This window comes from Rubrivivax sp. JA1026, from assembly GCF_011065555.1.
GTDB lineage: Bacteria > Pseudomonadota > Gammaproteobacteria > Burkholderiales > Burkholderiaceae_C > Rubrivivax > Rubrivivax benzoatilyticus.
Window position 1 is genome coordinate 15,385 of record NZ_JAALCQ010000005.1, and the last position, 17,565, is coordinate 32,949.

The 17,565-nt window shown below is 72.6% G+C and carries 16 protein-coding genes; 14 read left to right on the forward strand and 2 right to left on the reverse strand.

Annotation, left to right across the window (positions count from 1 at the left end):
• The 3 genes from G5B56_RS10030 (at position 1) to G5B56_RS10040 (ending at position 3,677) form a co-directional block, all read left to right on the forward strand.
• Entirely contained in the window at positions 1 to 1,716 is a 1,716-nt protein-coding gene (locus G5B56_RS10030) for a M61 family metallopeptidase (protein ID WP_164963103.1), read from the forward strand.
• Positions 1,716 to 2,816, forward strand: a complete 1,101-nt coding sequence (locus tag G5B56_RS10035; RefSeq protein ID WP_164963104.1) for a DUF3108 domain-containing protein — start codon at positions 1,716 to 1,718, stop codon at positions 2,814 to 2,816. Before G5B56_RS10030 ends, G5B56_RS10035 begins: the two co-directional genes overlap by 1 nt.
• A 66-nt stretch (positions 2,817 to 2,882) precedes the next feature.
• Positions 2,883 to 3,677, forward strand: coding sequence for an enoyl-CoA hydratase (locus G5B56_RS10040; RefSeq protein ID WP_009856568.1), 795 nt, complete (start codon positions 2,883 to 2,885; stop codon positions 3,675 to 3,677).
• A 160-nt stretch (positions 3,678 to 3,837) separates the two neighbouring features.
• Here G5B56_RS10040 and G5B56_RS10045 read toward each other — a convergent pair whose 3' ends face one another.
• Both G5B56_RS10045 and lysS read right to left on the reverse strand, forming a co-directional pair.
• Positions 3,838 to 4,383 (reverse strand): pyridoxamine 5'-phosphate oxidase family protein, encoded by a 546-nt coding sequence (locus tag G5B56_RS10045; RefSeq protein ID WP_009856567.1) that lies wholly within the window; start codon positions 4,381 to 4,383, stop codon positions 3,838 to 3,840.
• Positions 4,384 to 4,424: 41 nt separating this feature from the next.
• Positions 4,425 to 5,903 carry a lysine--tRNA ligase gene (gene lysS, locus G5B56_RS10050; protein ID WP_009856566.1) on the reverse strand — a complete coding sequence of 493 codons (1,479 nt, stop codon included), beginning with the start codon at positions 5,901 to 5,903 and terminating at the stop codon, positions 4,425 to 4,427.
• Between the two features lie 54 nt (positions 5,904 to 5,957).
• On the opposite strand from lysS, the gene G5B56_RS10055 reads away from it, so the two are divergent.
• The 11 genes from G5B56_RS10055 to G5B56_RS10105 all read left to right on the forward strand — a co-directional run bounded on the left by G5B56_RS10055 (position 5,958) and on the right by G5B56_RS10105 (position 17,558).
• A complete protein-coding gene (locus G5B56_RS10055; protein WP_164963105.1) occupies positions 5,958 to 7,022 on the forward strand; it encodes a Gfo/Idh/MocA family protein in 1,065 nt (354 codons plus the stop codon).
• A 65-nt stretch (positions 7,023 to 7,087) separates the two neighbouring features.
• Positions 7,088 to 7,663: an acyltransferase gene (locus tag G5B56_RS10060; protein WP_164963106.1), complete on the forward strand. Its 576-nt coding sequence runs from the start codon at positions 7,088 to 7,090 to the stop codon at positions 7,661 to 7,663.
• Entirely contained in the window at positions 7,645 to 8,730 is a 1,086-nt protein-coding gene (locus tag G5B56_RS10065) for a DegT/DnrJ/EryC1/StrS aminotransferase family protein (RefSeq protein ID WP_164963107.1), read from the forward strand. The genes G5B56_RS10060 and G5B56_RS10065 overlap by 19 nt, the downstream gene beginning before the upstream one ends.
• 16 nt (positions 8,731 to 8,746) lie before the next feature.
• The gene (locus tag G5B56_RS10070) at positions 8,747 to 10,033 is read left to right on the forward strand and encodes a polysaccharide biosynthesis C-terminal domain-containing protein (RefSeq protein WP_164963108.1); all 1,287 of its coding nucleotides are present in this window, start codon (positions 8,747 to 8,749) and stop codon (positions 10,031 to 10,033) included.
• A complete protein-coding gene (locus G5B56_RS10075; protein ID WP_164963109.1) occupies positions 10,030 to 10,611 on the forward strand; it encodes an acyltransferase in 582 nt (193 codons plus the stop codon). Before G5B56_RS10070 ends, G5B56_RS10075 begins: the two co-directional genes overlap by 4 nt.
• A 44-nt stretch (positions 10,612 to 10,655) precedes the next feature.
• Positions 10,656 to 11,720, forward strand: coding sequence for a glycosyltransferase (locus tag G5B56_RS10080; RefSeq protein ID WP_164963110.1), 1,065 nt, complete (start codon positions 10,656 to 10,658; stop codon positions 11,718 to 11,720).
• Positions 11,717 to 12,943, forward strand: coding sequence for a glycosyltransferase family 4 protein (locus tag G5B56_RS10085; protein WP_164963111.1), 1,227 nt, complete (start codon positions 11,717 to 11,719; stop codon positions 12,941 to 12,943). The genes G5B56_RS10080 and G5B56_RS10085 overlap by 4 nt, the downstream gene beginning before the upstream one ends.
• A 300-nt stretch (positions 12,944 to 13,243) precedes the next feature.
• Entirely contained in the window at positions 13,244 to 14,404 is a 1,161-nt protein-coding gene (locus tag G5B56_RS10090) for a DegT/DnrJ/EryC1/StrS aminotransferase family protein (protein WP_164963112.1), read from the forward strand.
• A 24-nt stretch (positions 14,405 to 14,428) separates the two neighbouring features.
• On the forward strand, positions 14,429 to 14,998 hold the full coding sequence (locus tag G5B56_RS10095; RefSeq protein ID WP_164963113.1) for a Uma2 family endonuclease: 570 nt from the start codon (positions 14,429 to 14,431) through the stop codon (positions 14,996 to 14,998).
• Positions 14,999 to 15,002: 4 nt separating this feature from the next.
• Positions 15,003 to 15,596: a sugar transferase gene (locus G5B56_RS10100; protein ID WP_164963114.1), complete on the forward strand. Its 594-nt coding sequence runs from the start codon at positions 15,003 to 15,005 to the stop codon at positions 15,594 to 15,596.
• Positions 15,597 to 15,671: 75 nt separating this feature from the next.
• Positions 15,672 to 17,558, forward strand: coding sequence for a nucleoside-diphosphate sugar epimerase/dehydratase (locus tag G5B56_RS10105; protein WP_164963115.1), 1,887 nt, complete (start codon positions 15,672 to 15,674; stop codon positions 17,556 to 17,558).
• The last annotated feature ends 7 nt before the right edge of the window (positions 17,559 to 17,565 follow it).

Below are 17,565 nucleotides of genomic sequence, written 5' to 3' on the forward strand. Positions count from 1 at the left end.
ATGCCGCGTTACCGCATCGAGTTCGCCGACCTCCACGCCCACCTGTTCCGCGTCACGCTGACGCTGCCGCGGCCGGCGGCGGCGCAGCGGCTGGCGCTGCCGGCGTGGATCCCGGGCAGCTACATGATCCGCGACTTCGCGCGCCACCTGGTCGGGCTGGAGGCGAAGCAGGGCGACTGTGCCGTCGCACTGGAAGCGCTGGACAAGACGAGCTGGCTGGCGCGCTGCGACGGCGCCGAGGCGCTGGTCGTCACCGCCACCGTCTACGCCAACGACCCGTCGGTGCGCGGCGCCTTCCTCGACGGCACACGCGGCTTCTTCAACGGCACCAGCGGGCTGCTGCGCGCCGAGGGCCGCGAGCACGAGCCGCACGTCATCGAACTGGGCCCGCTGCCCGCCGGCTGGGAGGTCGCCACCGCGATGCCCGCCGCCGGCCGGCGCCGCTGGCAGGCGGCGGACTACGACGAGGCCATCGACCACCCGTTCGCCTTCGGCCGCTTCTGGCGCGGGCGCTTCGAGGTCGCCGGTGCCGAGCACGAGATCGCCGTCGACGGCGCCTGGCCCAGCTTCGACGGCGAGCGCCTGCTGGCCGACGTCGAGCGCATCTGCCGCTGGCAGATCCGCTTCTGGCACGGCCCACGCGGCAAGCCGCCGTTCTCGCGTTACCTGTTCCTGCTGCACGCCGCCGAGGACGCCTACGGCGGCCTGGAGCACCGCGCCAGCACGGCGCTGATCGCGTCGCGCCGCGACCTGCCGCGCCGCGGCGAGGCCGAGCCGGGCGAGGCCTACGTCGGCCTGCTGGGCCTGTTCAGCCACGAGTACTTCCACACCTGGAACGTCAAGCGGCTGCGCCCGCGCTCGCTGGTCGGCGCCGACCTCGGGCGCGAGGCACCGACCTCGCTGCTGTGGTTCTTCGAGGGCTTCACGTCCTACTACGACGACCTGTCGCTGCTGCGCACCGGGCTCGTGACGCGCGAGCGTTACCTGGCGCTGCTCGGCAAGCAGCTCGCCGGCGTGCTGGCCACGCCGGGCCGGCGCGTGCAGAGCGTCGCCCAGGCCGCGGCCGACGCCTGGACGCGTTACTACCGCGCCGACGAGAACACGCCCAACGCCACCGTCAGCTACTACGCCAAGGGCGCGCTGGTCGCGCTGCTCGTCGATCTGCGCCGGCGCGCCGCCGGCGGCTCGCTGGACGAGGCGATGCGCCGGCTGTGGAAGCGCCACGCCGAGCGCCCGGTCGACGAAGCCGACCTGGTGGCTGCGCTGGCCGACGGCGTGCCCGGCCTTGCCGAGGAACTGGCCGAGTGGGTGCACGGCACCGGCGAGCTGCCGGTGTCCGAGGCGCTGGCCGGCTTCGGCGTCACGACACAACTCGGTGCCGGCTCGCTGGCGCAGCGCCTGGGCCTGCGGCTGAGCGAAGGCGCAGCGGGTTCGGTGGTGCGCCAGGTGCTGCGTGGCAGTGCGGCCGAAGCCGCCGGCGTCGCGCCCGGCGACGAACTGCTGGCCGTCGACGGCTGGCGGCTGCGCCGGCTCGAGGACGCGCTGCAGTGGCTGCCGGCCGGCGCGCCGTTCGAGCTGCTGGTCGCGCGCGACCAGCGCCTGCAGCCGCTGGTGGTCCGCCCCGGCGCCGCCGCCTCGCCGGCGGTGGGCCTGGCCGTCGAGGGCGCCGCGTCGGCGCTGGCGCAGTCCCGCCGCAAGGACTGGCTGGGCCGCTGATGGAGCGTCGCACGCGGCGACGGGCGGCGCTGGCGGTGCTGGCGCTGGCGCTCGTCGCCGTGCACCTGGGGCTGGCCGATGCGCTGCTGCAGGCCGGGCTCGGCGACGCCGGCGCCGGCGTGCCGCGGCGCCTGGACGTCGCCTTCGTGCGCACGCTGCAGCCGGCCCCGCCGCCGGAGGCGCCCGCCACCCGGCCGGCGCCGGCCCGTCGCGCGCCGACGGCCGTGGCGCAGGCGGCCGCGCCGGCGGCTTCCGAACCCGCTTCGGCGCCGGAGCCGACGGCCGTCGCCGAGACGCAAGCGCCCCCGGAGACCCCCGTCGCCGTCGGCGACGAGACCCTGGGGCCGCCGCCCGAACCGCCGGTGCCGCTGCCGGGCATGCCGCAACCCGTGGCCAGCGCCGACGCGGCCGCCGGCGCGCCGCCGTTCGAATGGCCGCCGTCGACGCAGCTGAGCTACACGCTGACCGGCCACTATCGCGGGCCGGTGCAGGGCGAGGCCACGGTCGAGTGGCTGCGTGTGGGCTGGCAGTACCAGGTCATCGTCGAGGTGAAGATCGGCCCGTCGTTCGCGCCGCTGGTCACGCGCCGGCTGTCCAGCGATGGCGAGGTCACCGAGCACGGCCTGCGCCCGCGCCGCTACGACGAGCTGACGCGGGCCGCGTTCCGCGACGCGCGCCAGCTCACGGTGCATTTCGACGACCACGTGATCCGCCTGGCCAACGGCCGCGAGCTGCCGATGATCGACGGCGTGCAGGACAGCGCCAGCCAGTTCGTGCAGATGACCTGGCTGTTCATCACCCAGCCGGCGCTGCTGGAGCCCGGCCGCTCGGTGCAGCTGCCGCTGGCGCTGCCGCGCCGTGCCGACACCTGGACCTACGACGTCATCGGCCGCGAGACCGTGCACGCGCCGTTCGGCGATCTCGACACCGTGCACGTCAAGCCGCGCGGCAGCGCGCGGCCGGGCAAGGACCTGACGGCCGAGATGTGGGTCGCGCCGACGGTGCAGTACCTGCCGGTGCGCATCGTCATCCGCCAGGACGACGACACCTGGGTCGACCTGCTGATCCGCCAGCTGCCGCGCCAGGCCACGCCGAGCTGAACGCGCTTGCGGCATAGTCGGCGCCGAGCCCGCACGGGCGCTTCACCGACGACAGGAGACCGCCGCATGACGACCCCCGAGCCCCTGGTGCTGACCGAACTGCGAGGCGACGGCGAACGCCGCACCGCGCTCGTCACGCTGAACCGGCCCAAGCAGCTGAACGCGCTGAACGACGCGCTGATGGACCAGCTCGGCGACGCGCTGGCCGCCTTCGACGCCGACGACACGGTCGGCTGCATCGTCATCACCGGCAGCGAGAAGGCTTTCGCCGCCGGCGCCGACATCACCGCGATGGCCGGCTTCAGCTTCATGGACGCCTACAAGGGCGACTTCATCACGCGCAACTGGGAGCGCATCCTGCGCGTGAGGAAACCCGTCATCGCCGCGGTCTCGGGCTTCGCGCTCGGTGGCGGCTGCGAGCTGGCGATGATGTGCGACTTCATCATCGCCGCCGACACGGCGAAGTTCGGCCAGCCCGAGATCAAGCTCGGCATCATCCCCGGCGCCGGCGGCACGCAACGGATGCCGCGTGCGGTGGGCAAGGCCAAGGCGATGGACATGATCCTGACGGCCCGCATGATGGACGCCGCCGAGGCCGAGCGCGCCGGGCTGGTGTCGCGCGTCGTGCCGGCGGCAGCGCTGCTCGACGAGGCGCTGGCCGCCGCCGAGCTCATCAACGCCCAGAGCGGCCCGAGCGTGATGATGGCCAAGGAGTGCGTCAACCGCGCCTTCGAGTCCGGCCTGGCCGACGGCCTGGGCTACGAACGCAGGCTGTTCCACGCGCTGTTCGCCACCGAGGACCAGAAGGAAGGCATGGCGGCCTTCGTCGCCAAGCGCAAGCCGGTGTTCAGGCAGCGCTGAGGAAGTGCGGGGGTCGAAGTGCGAGAAGTCCGGGGTCAGAAGTCCGGGGTCAGGTCCCGTGGGACCTGACCCCCTCCCCCGCGGAAGTGCGGGGTCAGGTCTCGTGAGACCTGACCCCGTCCCATCCCCGTCCCCCGCGGCCCGCGGCCCGCGGCCCGCGTCACGGCGCCAGCCAGTGCCCGCCGTCGGCGTCGAACAGCGCGCGGCGCTGGCCTTCGGGGTGCAGTTCCAGCCAGTCGAGCGCGTCGACGCGCATCGTCATCATCGCGAAGTGGGCGCGGGTGCCGCGTTCGGGCACCGGCTTGACGATGCGGCTGCCGGGCGGCAGCGGCGACAGGTAGTCCTGCGCCGCGGGCGTCATCATCAGCTTGGCCCAGCGCGACCAGACGGCCAGGCCGGAGGTCTCCACCGTCACGTGCACGTGCGCCCGCAGCTGCCAGCCGCGGGACGCCGACCACAGCACCAGCACGCCTTCGGGATGGGTCTCGACGTGCGCGACCTTGGGGCTGCGCGCGTCGGTGTAGACGATCAGCGAATGCGCCGCCGGCTCGACCTCGCGCAGCACGACGCTGCGGGCGTCGGCGCGCTGGCCGTCGGTGGTGGCGAGCACGCCGACGTGCCAGTCATGGGCCGAGTCGGTCGCGCGGCCCAGTTCGTGCCAGACGGCGTCCTCGATGGCGGCGAGGTCGTGCAGGCGTTCGTTCATTCTTTTTCGTCTCCCGCTGCCGACTCGCCGCTTTCCTCGCGTCAGGCCTCCCGGCGCAGCGCTGGGAACAGGATCACGTCGCGGATGCTGGGGCTGTCGGTCAGCAGCATGATGAGCCGGTCGATGCCGATGCCGCAACCACCGGCCGGGGGCATGCCGTACTCCAGCGCGCGGATGAAGTCGGCGTCGTAGTACATCGCCTCCTCGTCGCCGGCGTCCTTGTTCGCCACCTGGGCCTGGAAACGTGCCGCCTGGTCCTCGGCGTCGTTGAGCTCGGAGAAGCCGTTGGCGTACTCGCGCCCGGTGATGAAGAGCTCGAAACGTTCGGTGATCGACGGGTTGCTGTCCGAGGCGCGCGCCAGCGGCGAGACCTCGACGGGGTAGTCGATGATGAAGGTCGGCTGCCAGAGCTTGTCTTCGACCGCGGCCTCGAACAGGCCGAACTGCAGCTCGGCCAGCGTCCAGTGCGCCGGCGGCTCCTCGCCCAGCGCCTTCAGCCTGGCGTGCAGCGCCGCGGCGTCGTCGGCCTCGCTCTCGCTGACGCCGGCGTGAACGACCAGCGAGTTGCGCACCGACAGCCGCGCGAACGGCTGGGCCAGGTCGACCTCGCGGCCGGCGTAGCTCAGCGTGGCGCTGCCGGTGGCGGCGCGCGCGGCGTGGCGCAGGACCTGTTCGGTGAAGTCCATCAGGTCGTGGTGCGTCCAGTACGCCGCGTAGAACTCCATCATCGTGAACTCGGGGTTGTGCCGGACGCTGATCCCCTCGTTGCGGAAGTTGCGGTTGATCTCGAACACACGCTCGAAGCCGCCGACCAGCAGCCGCTTCAGGTAGAGCTCGGGCGCGATGCGCAGGAACATCTCCTGGTCCAGCGCGTTGTGGTGCGTGACGAAAGGCTTGGCGTTCGCGCCACCCGGGATCGGGTGCAGCATCGGCGTCTCGACCTCGAGGAAACCGTGCTCGACCATGTACTGGCGGATCGAGCTGACGGCCTTGCTGCGCGCGACGAAACGCGAGCGCGCGGCGTCGTCGGTCATCAGGTCGACGTAGCGCTGGCGGTACTTCTGCTCCTGGTCGGTCATGCCGTGGAACTTGTCCGGCAGCGGGCGCAGGCTCTTGGTCAGCAGGCGCACGTTCGTCGCCTTGATCGACAGCTCGCCGGTCTTGGTGCGGAACAGCGTGCCTTCGCAGCCGAGGATGTCGCCCAGGTCCCAGCGCTTGAACGCGGCCAGCGTCTCAGGCCCGACGGCGTCCTGCGTGACGTAGAGCTGGATGCGGCCGGTGGCGTCCTGCAGCGTCGCGAAGCAGGCCTTGCCCATCACGCGCTTCAACATCATGCGGCCGGCGACCGAGACCGTGACGGCCTTCGGCTCGAGCTCCTCGTTGGGCACCTGGCCGTGCTGGTGGTGCAGGTCCGCGGCGTGGTGGCGGGGCTTGAAGTCGTTCGGGAAAGCGACGCCGGCGGCGCGGATGGCTTGCAGCTTCTCGCGGCGTTCGGCGATCAGTTGGTTGTCGTCGGTCATGGGGGGCCCGGTGATGTGCCGCAATTTTAGGCGCAGCCTAGAATGATCGGTTCGATGAAAGTCAGCCCCAGCCTGCCGATCGTGCAGCGCCCGATCCGGTTCGCCGTGGTCGGATGCGGCCGCATCTCGGCCAATCACGTCGAGGCGCTGCGCCAGCACGCCGAACGCGCCCAACTCGTCGCCGTCTGCGACAACCGCCCCGAAGCGCTCGCCGCCGCGGTCGCCAGGACCGGTGCCGCCGGCTACGCCAGCCTCGACGAACTGCTCGAAGCCAGCGACTGCGACATCGTCACGCTGGCCACGCCCAGCGGCCTGCACCCGCGCCAGGCGATGAAGGCCGCGCGCGCCGGCCGCCACGTGCTCACCGAGAAGCCGATGGCGACCAAGTGGGACGAAGGCATGGAGATGGTGCGCGTCTGCCGCGACGCCGGCGTCAAGCTCTTCGTCGTCAAGCAGAACCGGCTCAACCCGACGATGCAGCTGCTCAAGCACGCGGTCGACGCCGGGCGCTTCGGCCGCATCCACTGCGTCGTCGTCAACGTCTTCTGGACGCGCCCGCAGAGCTACTACGACGACGCGCCCTGGCGCGGCCGCTGGGATCTGGACGGCGGCGCCTTCCTGAACCAGGCCAGCCACTACGTCGACATGGTCGACTGGCTGGTCGGCCCGGTCGACAACGTGCACGCCTACACCGCGACACTCGCCCGCGACATCGAGGCCGAGGACACCGGCGTGATGTCGCTGCGCCTGCGCAAGGGCGGGCTGGCGTCGATCAACGTGACGATGCTGACCCACGGCAAGAACTTCGAGGGCAGCATCACGATCCTCGGCGAGCGCGGCACGGTGCGCATTGGCGGCGTCGCCGTCAACCAGATCCAGCACTGGGAGTTCGACACCCCGGCGCCCGAGGACGAGGCGGTGAAGAACGCCAGCTACGCCGCGCCCTCGGTCTACGGCCCCGGCCACCCGCTGTACTACGACAACGTCATTGGCACGTTGCGCGGCGAGAAGAGCGCCGAGGTCGACGGCTACGAAGGCCTGCGCTCGCTCGAAGTCATCATCGCCGCCTACCGCAGCGCGCGCGACGGCGTTCGCGTCGGCCTGCCGCTGGTGTTCTGATGCAAGCGCCGGCCGACTCTCGCGGTCAGGCCCCCTCTCCCGCGAGCGGGAGAGGGGGCGAGGCGGTGCACCCCAGCGCCATCGTCGACGACGGCGCGACGCTGGGCGAGGGCACCCGCGTCTGGCACTTCGCCCACGTCTGTGGCGGCGCGACGATAGGCGCCGGCTGCTCGCTGGGGCAGGGCGTCTACGTCGGCAACGACGTCGTCATCGGCGACAACGTCAAGATCCAGAACAACGTCTCGGTCTACGACGCCGTCACGCTCGAGGACGACGTGTTCTGCGGCCCGAGCATGGTCTTCACCAACGTCTTCAACCCGCGTTCGGCGGTGCCGCGCAAGCACGAGTACCGGCGCACGCTGGTGCGCCGCGGCGCGACGCTGGGCGCCAACTGCACCATCGTCTGCGGCACGACGATCGGCGAGTACGCCTTCGTCGGCGCCGGCGCCGTGGTCAGCCGCGACGTGCCGCCGTACGCGCTGGTCGTCGGCGTGCCGGCACGCCGCATCGGCTGGATGAGCCGCCACGGCGAGCGCCTCGCGCTGCCGCCCAGCGGCCACGGCGAGGCCGAGTGCCCGGCCACCGGCGAACGCTACCGCCTCGACGGCGACACCCTGATTCCATGCAGTTCACCGACCTGAAGTCGCAGTACGCGGCGCTGAAGGGCTCGATCGACGCGCGCATCCAGCGTGTGCTCGACCACGGCCAGTACATCATGGGCCCCGAGGTCGCCGAGCTCGAGACCGCGCTCGCTGGCTTCGCCGGCACGAAACACTGCATCACGGTCGCCAGCGGCACCGAGGCGCTGCTGATCGCCTTGATGGCGCTGGACCTGCAGCCCGGCGACGAGGTGCTGACGACGCCGTTCAGCTTCGCCGCGACCGCCGAGACCATCGTGCTCGCCGGCGCGCGCCCGGTCTTCGTCGACGTCGAGCCCGACACCGCCAACCTCGACGTCGCGCTGCTGGAAGCGGCGATCGGCCCGCGCACCAAGGCCATCGTGCCGGTGAGCCTGTACGGCCAGGTCGCCGACCTCGACGAGATCAACGCCGTCGCCTCCCGCCACGGGCTGGCGGTCATCGAGGACGCGGCGCAGAGCTTCGGCGCCGTCTACCGCGGCCGGCGCTCGTGCGCGCTGTCGACCTTCGGCGCCACCAGCTTCTTCCCGAGCAAACCGCTGGGCTGCTACGGCGACGGCGGTGCGCTGTTCACCAGCGACGACCGCCTGGCGCAGGCGGCGCGCGAGATCCGCGTGCACGGCCAGAGCGCCCGCTACCGCCACACCCGCCTGGGCGTCGGCGGCCGCATGGACACGCTGCAGTGCGCCGTCGTGCTCGCCAAGCTCGAACGTTTCGACTGGGAGCTGCAGCGCCGCGCGGCGATCGGCGCGCGTTACCGCGAGCTGCTGGCCGGCGTCGAGCAGGTCACGGTGCGGCCCGACCGCAGCTCGGTCTACGCCCAGTACACGGTGATGGTCGACGGACGTGAAGCCGTGCAGGCCGCGCTGAAAGCCGCCGGCGTGCCGACCGCCGTGCACTACCCGGTGCCGCTGCACCACCAGCCGGCCTACGCCGCCTACGCCACGCCCGACGCCTGCCCGGTGGCCGCGCGCCTGGCGCAGCGGGTGCTGAGCCTGCCGATGAGCGCCGACCTGTCCGAGGCCGACCAGGACACCGTCGCCGCGGCGCTGCGCCGCGCGCTGGCCTGAGGGCGCGCCGGCCGCGATGAGCCGCGCCGTCGCCCGCGGCACCGCGATCAACCTCGCGGCCCGGCTGGCCGCCGTCGGCCTGGTGCTGGCGCTGACGACGGTCGCCGCGCGCCTGGGCACCGAGCAGCAGGGCGTGTTCGCGCTCTTCACCAGCGTCGAAGGCCTGCTGCTGGCGCTGATGTCCGGGTTCGGTATCGCGCTGGCGCGGCGCGTCTCGCACCACGGCGAATCCTCGCCGGCGCTGCTGGGCGCGGTGGTCCTGGCCTGCGTCGCCGCTGGCGCCGTGGCCGGGCTCGGGCTGTGGCTGTTCTCGCGCGTCGGCCCGCCGGCCTACGCCTCGCTGTGGATGCTGGCGCTGGCCGCGCCGCTGCTGCTGCTGGCGCCCAACGTCGCCGGGCTCTGGCTGGGCCAGGGGCGCATGGCGCCGATGGCGCTGGTCTCGGTGGCGCCACCGGCGCTGGCGCTGGCCGCGCTGGGCGCCGTCGCGCTGGCCCAGGCGCTGGCGCTGCCGGCGCTGCTGGCCTGCTGGGTGGCGGCCAAGGTCGCGGTGGGGATCACGCTGCTGGTGCTGCTGGCGCGCGGCGGCCGGCTGGCCTCGCCGGACCTCGGCGCCTTGCGCGCCGAGCTGCCCTTCGTCGCGACGATCGCGCTGACGAACCTCGTCTCGCTGGCCAACTACCGCGTCGGCCTGTTCGTCGTCGAGCGCGTGCTGGGGCTCTCGGCCACCGGCGTCTATTCGATCGCGGTGATGGTCGCCGAGCTGCTGTGGTTCGTCTCGGGCTCGCTGACGCAGGCCGTCTACGGCCGCATCGGCACGCCCGACCGCGAGCGCGCGGCCCAGACGACGCTGCGTGCGCTGCACCTCAGCTGGCTGGCGCTGCTGGTGGCGGCGCCGCTGCTCTGGGGGGCGGCGGCGCTGATCCTGCCGCGGGCGCTGGGGCCGGCCTATGCCGCGAGCCTGCTGCCGCTGGCGCTGCTGCTGCCCGGCGTGCTGGCCTTCGGCGGCGCGTCGGCGATGTCGGCCTTCTTCACCAACCACGCCGGCCAGCCGCAGGTGCCGGCGCGCATCGCCGCCGGCTCGCTCGCGGCGAACGCGGCGCTGTCCGTGCTGCTGGTGCCGCACTGGGGCGCGGCGGGGGCGGCGCTGGCGGCCTCGCTCGCCTACGGCGTGTCGGTGCTGCTGCTGGCGCGGCGTTTCGCCACCGCCGCAGGCTGGCCGCTGGCGACGGTGCTGCGCCCTGGCCGTCACTGGGCCGACGGCCTGCGGGCGCTAGCATCCCGCACCGGAGGTCCAGGGCGATGAAGGAGACGCTGCAGCGCTGGTGGCGCACGCTGTTCGGCCCGCGCATGTTCTACGGCTGGCGGCGCGGCGACGGCGTCTGGCTGGCCCACACGCGCATCAGCGGCGCGTCGCGGCTGGAGGCGCCCGAGCGGCTGCAGATCGAGGACCACGTCTACATCGGCCCGTTCAACTTCATCGACGCCTCGGGCGGGCTGACGATCGGCGAGGGCTGCCAGATCTCCACCCACTGCGTCGTGCTCAGCCATTCCAGCCACCAGGCCGTGCGCCTGGCCGGGCGCCGCTACTGGGGCGAAGCCGACCCGCCCGGCTACCGGCGTGCGCCGACGGTGATCGGCGCCTACAGCTTCATCGGCGCGCACAGCGTCGTCGCGCCGGGCAGCCGCATCGGCCGCGGCGTGCTGGTGCGCGCCTTCAGTTATGTCAGCGGCGAGGTGCCCGACTTCGCGATCGTCGCCGGCCAGCCGGCGCGCGTGATCGGCGACACGCGCGAAGCCGACGAAGCCTGGTTCGCGGCGCACCCCGACGCCCGGGCCGACTACGACGAGTGGGTGCGGCGCACCGGCGTGGGCGGCTCCTGAGGGCGCGCGGTCGTCCTGACGCGCGCCCGAGCGTTCAATCTTCGATGACATCTCCCATCCGTTACGCGCTGATCGGCGACGCCGAGAGCCCGCACCTGCTGAAGTGGGCGCGTGCGCTGGCGGCGCTGCCCGAGCTGGAGCTCTGGGTCGCGTCCAGCCGTGGTTTCCTCTCCGGTTTCGACACCATCGTGCCGCCCGCGCGGCGGCTGGCGCTGGCCACGCGGCCCGACGCCGGCGGCGGCAACATCGGCCTGCTGAAGCAACTGCCACGGCTGGCGCGCTGGCTGCACCGCGTGCACCCCGCGTGGCTGCACGCGCACTACCTCACCTCGCACGGCACGCTGGCCTGGCTGGCGCAGCGGCTGTACGGCGTGCGCGGCCGGCTCGTCGGCTCGGCCTGGGGCAGCGACATCCTCGTTGCACCGCAGAAGAGCACGGCGCTGCGCGCGCTGACACGCCGCGTGCTGCGCGCCTGCGTGCTGACGACCAGCGACTCGCAGGCGATGGCCGAGAAGATGCGGGCGCTCGGCGCCTTCGACATCATGGTCTTCCCGTTCGGGCTGGAGACCATGCCGCCGGCGCCGCCGGCCAAGGACAGCACGCTGTTCTTCGCCAACCGCGGGCTGGAGCCGATCTACGCCCCCGAGCGTGTGCTGCAGGCCTTCGCCGCGCTGCCGGGTGACGAGCTGCGCCTGGTCGTCGCCAACGACGGCTCGCTGCGCGCCGAGCTGCAGGCGATGGCGGATGCACGCACCACCTTCGTCGGCCGGCTCGACGCCGACACCCAGGCCGGCTGGTATGCCCGCGCGCTCTGGTACCTGAGCCTGCCGACCAGCGACTCGGTCTCGGTCTCGGTGCTGGAGGCGATGGCCCACGGCTGCATCCCCATCGTCTCGGACCTGCCGGCCAACCGCGAGCTGGTGCGCGACGGCGACAACGGCATCGTGCTCGCCGCCGGCGAGCGCCTGACACCCGACCGCCTGGCGCCGCTGGCCGCCCGTGCCGAGGCCATCGCCGCCGCCAACCGCGCGTGGGTCGAACGCGAGACCTTGTTCGCGCCGCGCGTGCGCGCCTTCGTCGACCGCCTGCTGGCGCTGGAGCCGCGATGAAGCTGCTGGTGCTGAACCACTACGTCGGCTCGCCGGCACTGGGCATGGAGTACCGGCCGTATTACCTGGCGCGCGAATGGGTGCGTGCCGGGCACGAAGTGCTGCTGCTCGGGGCCGACTTCTCGCACGTGCGCACCCACCAGCCGCCCGCCGGGGACCAGCGTGTCGATGGCATCGGCTACCGCTTCTACAAGACGCCGCCGTACCAGGGCAACGGCCTGGGGCGGGTGAAGAACATCGGGGCCTATCTGCGTGCCGTCTGGGCCGACACGCCGCGCCTGGTGCGCGAGTTCCGCCCCGACGTCGTCGTCGCCTCCAGCACCTACCCGATGGACATCTGGGTGGCGCAGCGGCTGGCGCGCCGTGCCGGCGCGAAGCTCGTCTACGAGGTGCACGACCTCTGGCCGCTGAGCCCGATCGAGCTGTCGGGCATGTCGCGCCGGCACCCGTTCATCATGCTGTGCCAGGCCGCCGAGGACCACGCCTACCGCCACGCCGACCGCGTGATCTCGATGCTGCCCAAGGTGCATGGCTACATGGCGTCGCGCGGGCTGGATCTGGCCCGGCTGCACGTCGTGCCCAACGGCATCACTCTCGACGAGTGGGAGACCGAGCCGCCGCCGCTGCGCGAGGACGTCGCCGCGGCGCTGGACGCCGCGGCCGCCGCCGGCACCGTGGTCGGCTATGCCGGCTCGATGGGGCTGCCGAACGCGCTGGACACGCTGCTCGACGCGGCGAAGCTCGTGCGGCACGAGCCGCTGCGTTTCGTGCTCGTCGGCAGCGGCCACGAGCAGGCGCGGCTGGCGCGGCGCGTGGCCGACGAAGGCCTGGCCAACGTGACGATGCTGCCGACTATCCCGAAGGCCCAGGTGCCGGCCTTTCTGGCGCGCTGCGACATCGCCTACATCGGCTGGCAGCGCGTGCCGATCTACCGCTTTGGCATCGCGCCGAACAAGCTGATGGACTACATGATGGCGCGCCGCGCCGTGCTGCATTCGGTCGATGCCGGCAACGACCCGGTGGCCGAGGCCGGCTGCGGCCTGACCGTCGCGCCGCAGGACCCGGCGGCCGTCGCCGACGGCCTGCGCCGGCTGGCCGCGCTGCCGGCCGACGAACGCCGCGCGATGGGCGAACGCGGCCGCGCCTTCGTGCTCGCGCATCACACCTACCCGGTGCTGGCGCGGCGCTTTCTCGACGCGGTGGGGCCAGCCGCGGTACGGTGAGCGGCGGAGGGGGCAGCGGCGGTGGGGTCAGGTCCTCACGGGACCTGACCCCAGACTTCCCAGGTTCCCCGCGCCACCGCGACGGTCCGGGGTCAGGTCCTCTCGGGACCTGACCCCAGGCTTCCGCGGGACCTGACCCCTGGCTTCCGCGCCACCGAGGCGGTCCGGGGTCAGGCGGTCCGGGGTCAGGTCCTCACGGGACCTGACCCCAGCCTTCCCAGCCTTCCTGACCCCAGCCTTCCAGGCTTGCCACAGCCGCCCTTGCGACAATCCCGTCTTCGCTCCCCACGGAACCGCCGCGTGACCCAGCCTTTCCTCCCCTTTGCCCTGCCGGAAATCGGCGAGGACGAGATCGCCGAAGTCGTCGACACGCTGCGTTCCGGCTGGGTGACCACCGGCCCCAAGGCGCGCCGCTTCGAGCAGGACTTCGCCGCTTTCCTGGGCGGCGAGCAGTACCACTGCATCGCCGTCAACTCGGCCACCGCCGGCCTGCACCTGGCGCTGGAGGCCGCCGGCGTCGGCCCCGGCGACGAGGTCGTCACGACGACCTGGACCTTCACCGCCACCGCCGAGGTCGTGCGCTACCTGGGCGCCGACGTGAAGCTCGTCGACCACGATCCGGCGACGCTGAACATCGACCCCGCCGCCATCGAGGCGGCGATCGGCCCGCGCACCAAGGCCATCCTGCCGGTGCACTACGGCGGCCTGGCGGCCGACATGCCGGCGATCCTGGACATCGCGCGCCGCCACGGCCTGAAGGTCGTCGAGGACGCGGCGCATGCGCTGCCCACCACCTGCGGCGGCGCGCTGGTCGGCACGCTGGCCAGCGACGCCACGGTGTTCAGCTTCTACGCCAACAAGACCATCACCACCGGCGAAGGCGGCATGCTGGTCACGCGCGACGCCGAACTGGCCAAACGCGCCCGCGTGATGCGCCTGCACGGCATGAGCCGCGACGCCTTCGACCGCTTCACCGCCAAGGTGCCGAGCTGGTACTACGAGATCGTCGCGCCCGGCTTCAAGTACAACCTGACCGACATCGCCGCGGCGCTGGGCATCCATCAGCTCAAGCGCGCCCACGCCTTCCAGCAGCGCCGCGCGGCGATCGCGGCGCGCTACGACGAGCTGCTGGCCGGCCTGCCGCTGCTGCTGCCGCCCCAGCCTGCCGCCGGCGACCTGCACGCCTGGCACCTGTACCCGGTGCGGCTGACCGACGAGGCCGGCGTCACCCGCGATCGTTTCATCGAGCGCATGTTCGAGCAGGGCATCGGCTGCAGCGTGCACTACATCCCGCTGCACCTGCACCCGTACTGGCGCGAGCGCTACGGCCTGGACCCGGCGCAGTTCCCGCGTGCCCAGCACACCTACGAACGCATCGCCAGCCTGCCGATCTACACCCGCATGGACGACGCCGATGTCGAGCGTGTCGCCGCGGCGGTGCGCGTCGCGCTGGGGCGCTAGGATGGCGCCACGGAGGTGCCTGCGATGAACGTGCTCGCCAAGCCTGTCCTCGGTCTGGAAGCCTTTCTCGCCTGGGAGAACGAACAGCCCGAGCGCCACGAGTTCCACCGCGGCGAGGTGTTTGCGATGGTCGGGGCGCGGCGTGTGCATGCCGTCGTCGTCGACAACCTGCGAGCCGGGCTGCGGCAGCACGTCAAGGGCTCGGGCTGCCGCGTCTTCGGCGAGTCCGCCAAGCTCCAGATCGGCGACGACACCGTCCTGTATCCCGACGTCTTCGTCACCTGCGACCAGGCCGACCTGGCCACCGACATTGTCTTCCGCTCTCCGCTGCTCGTCGTCGAGGTGTTGTCGCCGTCGACCGTCGCCTACGACCGCGGGCTGAAGTTCGCGCTCTACCGCCGCATCCCGTCGCTGCGCGAGTACCTCGTCGTCGATCCGGACTCGCGCCGTGTCGAAGCCTTCCGCCGCGACGCCGCCGGCCAGTGGTTCATCCACGACATGAGCGAGTCCGACACGCTGGAAGTCGCCTGCCTGGACGGCCGCATTCCGATGAGCGAGCTCTTCGACGGCGTCGACGCGCCGCCTGCCGTCTGATCCTTTGACCAAACGCCTGTTCGATCTCGTCGGCGCCGCCGTCGCGCTGCTGCTGCTGTCGCCGCTGCTGCTGGCTGCGGCGCTGGCCGTCAAGCTCGATTCGCCGGGGCCGGTGTTCTTCCGCCAGCAGCGTGTGGGCCGCGGCGGGGTGCCGTTTCGCATCCACAAGTTCCGCACGATGCGCGAGGGCGCGCCGGGGCTGCAGATCACCGTCGGCGACGACCCGCGCATCACGCGTGTCGGCCGCTGGCTGCGGCGCACGCGCATCGACGAGCTGCCGCAGTTCATCGACGTGCTGCAGGGCACGATGAGCCTCGTCGGCCCGCGCCCCGAGGTGCCGCGCTACGTGGCGTTCTACCCGCCCGAACTGCGCGAGCGTGTGCTGTCGGTGCGCCCGGGCATCACCGACCCGGTGTCGCTGGCCTACGCCGACGAGAGCGAGCGGCTGGCGCAAGCCGCCGACCCCGAGCGTGAATACGTCGAGGTGCTGCTGCCGCGCAAGCTGCAGGCCGCCGCCGCGTATGCCGAGCGCGCGACGCTGTGGACCGACCTGGGCGTGCTGCTGCGCAGCGTCGGCGTGCTGCTGGGGCGCTCATAAAATGACCGGCTTGCCTTCTGCCTGGCCTTGCGCGTGCCGCCCGTGTCGAACCCCGATCGCTCCTCCGACGCGCGCGTGAGCCCCGCCGGCACTCCGCCCACCCTCTGGCACCGCCTGGACCTCGCGCTGGCGCGCATCCGCCCGCACCGCGAGCCGCTGTCGCTGCTGGTGGACGCGCTGGTCATCGCGTTCTGCTGGAACGTCACCTACCTGTTCCGCCTCGGCTTCGAGCGCTGGATCGAGGCCCGGCCGAGTTACGACCCCTGGGTGATGCTGGGCGTCGTCTGCGCCTACCTCGCGGCCTTCGCGGCGCTGCGCGTGCCGCAGGCGATGTGGCGCTTCTCCGGCTTCGGCGAGGTCCAGCGGCTGACGCTGGCCTGCGTGCTGGCCGGCAGCGTCTCGGCGGCCGTCGTCATGGGCCTGGGGCTGGCCAAGGTGCCGCGTGCGGTGCTGGCGCTGCACCCCTTCGTCGCGCTGATGGGCGTGTGCGTCGTGCGCGTGGCCTACCGCATGCTCTACGAGCACGCGCGCCAGCGCATCACCGGCAGCGATCGCGAGATCCGCCGCGCCGTCGTGATGGGCGCCGGGGCCGCGGCGCGGCTGCTGCTGGCCGGCATCCGCGAGCAGGGCTGGATCGTGCTGGGCCTGCTCGACGACGATCCGGCCAAACACGGCGCACGCATCGGCGGCGTGCCGGTGCTCGGGCCGCTGGACGCCATCGCCGACAAGGCCGTGCGCGGCGCGGCCACCCACGTCGTCGTCGCGCTGCCGTCGGCCACGCGGGCCCAGCGCCGGCGGGCGCTGGACCTGGCCGCCGGCACCGGGCTGCCGGTGGTCACGGTGCCCAGCGTCGACGAGCTGCGCACCGGCCAGAGCCGCATCGAGCGGCTGCGCGAGATCGAACCCGAGGACCTGCTGGGCCGCGAGCCGGTGCGGCTGGACGACCGCGGCGTGGCCGCGGTGATCGCCGGGCGCACGGTGCTGATCACCGGCGCCGGCGGCAGCATCGGCAGCGAGCTGTGCCGCCAGGTGGCGCGTTTCGCGCCGGCGCGCGTGGTGCTGTACGAGCTCAGCGAGTTCAACCTCTACACCATCGAGCAGGAGCTGTCGCAGGCCTTCCCGAACGTCGTGCTGGTGCGCCTGATCGGCGACGTCAAGGACCTCGCGCACCTGCGGGCGGCCTGCGCTGCCTGGCGGCCCGACGTCGTGTTCCACGCCGCCGCGTTCAAGCACGTGCCGCTGATGGAGGAGGAGCACAACGCGCTGGCCGCGCTGCGCAACAACACGCTGGGCACCTACCACGCGGCGCTGGCCGCGGCCGAGGCCGGCTGCGCGCGTTTCGTGCTGATCAGCACCGACAAGGCCGTCAACCCGACCAACGTGATGGGCGCCACCAAACGCGCCGCCGAGATGGTGGTCAGCATGATGGCGGCGTCGCACCCGGGCACGCGCTTCATGGCCGTGCGTTTCGGCAACGTGCTCGGCTCCAGCGGCAGCGTGATCCCGAAGTTCAAGGAGCAGATCGCGCGCGGCGGCCCGGTGACGGTGACGCACCCGGACATCATCCGCTACTTCATGACCATCCCCGAGGCCGCGCGCCTGGTGCTGCAGGCCGCGGCGGTGGGCGAGAGCGGCCAGGTGCTGGTGCTGGACATGGGCGAGCCGGTGCGCATCGTCGACCTGGCGCGCGACCTGATCCGCCTGGCCGGCCACACGCCGCAGGAGATCCCGATCGTCTTCAGCGGCCTGCGCCCCGGCGAGAAGCTCTACGAGGAACTGCTGGCCGACGCCGACGACACGCTGCCGACGGCGGTGCCGCGGCTGCGCATCGCGCGGCTGGCCGAGGGGCCGGGCGAGATCGGCGCGCTGCTGCGCTGGGCGGCGGCAACCGGGCAGGCACGGGACGTCGAAGTGAGGGAGACTCTGCGCCAGGTGGTGTCCGAGTACCGGCCCGCGGCGTGAAAGAATG